Consider the following 2,039-nt stretch of genomic DNA (forward strand, 5'->3'; position numbering starts at 1 on the left):
ACGGATGCAGTACCGCCCCGGACTGCTGGTCGGCTTCCTGGCCAGCACCGGCTTGGAGTTCGGATCGTTCCTATAACAACCGCCCTTAATGATCTTTAGATGCTGCCCGCCGAGAGTTGGCGCTAGCGGAGTTCGCGGCCGCGTCAGGGCTATATCGCCAGGCGTTCGCCAGTCTCCGGCTATTTCTTGAGCTGAGCTTTGCGGCGGTCTACTTTTCGGCTAACGAACTGGACCGCCGAAAGTGGATGTCGGATCGTAAAGATTTCTCATGGTCGCGGGCGCTGGACGAGGATGAGGGCGTTCTCTCAGCCTCTTTTGTGCGCGAGTTTGAGCCGACGGCAGTCCAGGACGCCAAGTCCTATGCGAACATGGCGGCATTGTCATATAGGGCCTGCTCGCAGTTCGTGCATGGAAAAGCCCGGTCCTCTGCGCGCCTTCCGCAGCGCATCGAGTATGACGAGCCCGTGCTGAGTGACTGGTGTGCAGAGGCAGCTCGGGCTGGCGAGGCGGTTCTGTACCTCTTGTATGTTAGGTATGGGCGGGACTTGAGCGCACAAACTGACCAAGAGCTGCAGGACGTCCTAATTTCTCACTTCGGACATCTAATGACGGTTCGGGCGCAATTGGGTCTAGCGGGGGATGCGTGATGGCGCAAGAGTTGTTCTACAGAACTGAGGATCTCAGGCTTGAGGAAGTTCTCAGGTACTACGTCGAAACCGCAAGTGACCGACAGATTGTGGAGCGACTGAAGGGTCGCGCCCCAGTCATCCTCAAGGGCAGTCGCGGAGTTGGCAAGTCCTTCCTGCTTCGAGTGGCCGAAGCTGAGTTGAAGAGTGAGTTCCGCAGTAATCGGAATCTGCCCGTGTACGTCACGTTCGCCCGAGCAGGCCTAATTCGTCAAACCGAGGACGGATTTCTTCCTTGGATGATTTCCAAGATTTCGGCGAGTGTGAAGCGGGCTACGACTTCCTATGGCCTGCTGGTCCCGGAAGATTCCGCTCTCGCGCTCCTGACGAAAGGGGTTAATCCCTCCGGTGCAGTTCGCTCAGAGCGCGACCTAGATGAGCGTGTCGAGGAACACTTCGAGCAGTTCTGGGAGAGTGGCGAGGCTTTGGCTGACGCTCGTCGGGTCCCTGACCCTGATTCGCTTCGTGATGCTTTAGCGGACCTATGCGAGGACTTGAGTCTTTCGCGTATCACACTGTTGGTCGACGAGGCCGCGCACGTCTTCATCCCAGAGCAACAGCGACAGTTCTTTACGCTGATGCGAGATCTGCGGAGTCCTTACGTTTCGGTGAAGGCTGCGGTCTACCCTGGGGCAACTTCGTATGGTGAGTCTTTTCAGCCGAGCCACGACGCGACGGTGCTCGACGTAGAGCGATCTATTACGGATGATGCCTACGCTGCCGCAATGCGCGACATAATCCTGAAGCAGGATCCCACGCTGCAGAGGTCGATTGAGCAGTATGGTGAGGCATTCGACACTCTCGCTTTCGCGGCGACAGGTAATCCTCGAATTCTACTCAAGACGCTGGCGAGTAGCACTCCACTCAACCGCTCCAGGATCCAGGAAGCGATTCGCCAGTACTATCGTGAGGACATCTGGGCCGAGCATTCGATGCTTGCCGAGCGTTACCCTGGGCATCGGCCACTGATTGACTGGGGTAGGACTTTCCTGGAGCGGGATGTTCTGCCTGCCTTGCACTCGCGCAATCAGAGTGTTGCAGAGAAGTCGTCGGCGATTTGGGTGCACCGAGATGCCCCCCAAGTCGTCAAGGAAGCGCTGCGCCTGCTGTGCTACAGCGGAATTCTGCAGGAGGGTGTTTCTGGCATCAGGGCGACTCGGAGCGAGGTGGGAAGTCGCTACCTTGTCAATCTCGGATGCAATTTCGCGCAAGACGCGGAGCCCCTGACCTACGGGGCCACCGTGCGTCGTGGGTGTGACTGTTCAGGTGGTCGCCCGCGTGTCGTGATCGGGTGATCCTGGCGGGCTGTGAAGGATCGGTCCGTGTCCGCGCCGAGCTACGAGCAACTGGCGG

The 2,039-nt window shown here is 58.5% G+C and carries 1 protein-coding gene; it reads left to right on the forward strand.

Going from position 1 to position 2,039, the window contains the following annotated elements:
• The first annotated feature begins 646 nt into the window (after window positions 1–646).
• A complete protein-coding gene (locus tag CNO22_RS28060; protein ID WP_157937160.1) occupies window positions 647–1,981 on the forward strand; it encodes a hypothetical protein in 1,335 nt (444 codons plus the stop codon).
• The last annotated feature ends 58 nt before the right edge of the window (window positions 1,982–2,039 follow it).

The sequence above is a fragment of the Geodermatophilus chilensis genome (assembly GCF_002802985.1).
In the GTDB taxonomy this organism is placed as follows: domain Bacteria; phylum Actinomycetota; class Actinomycetes; order Mycobacteriales; family Geodermatophilaceae; genus Geodermatophilus; species Geodermatophilus chilensis.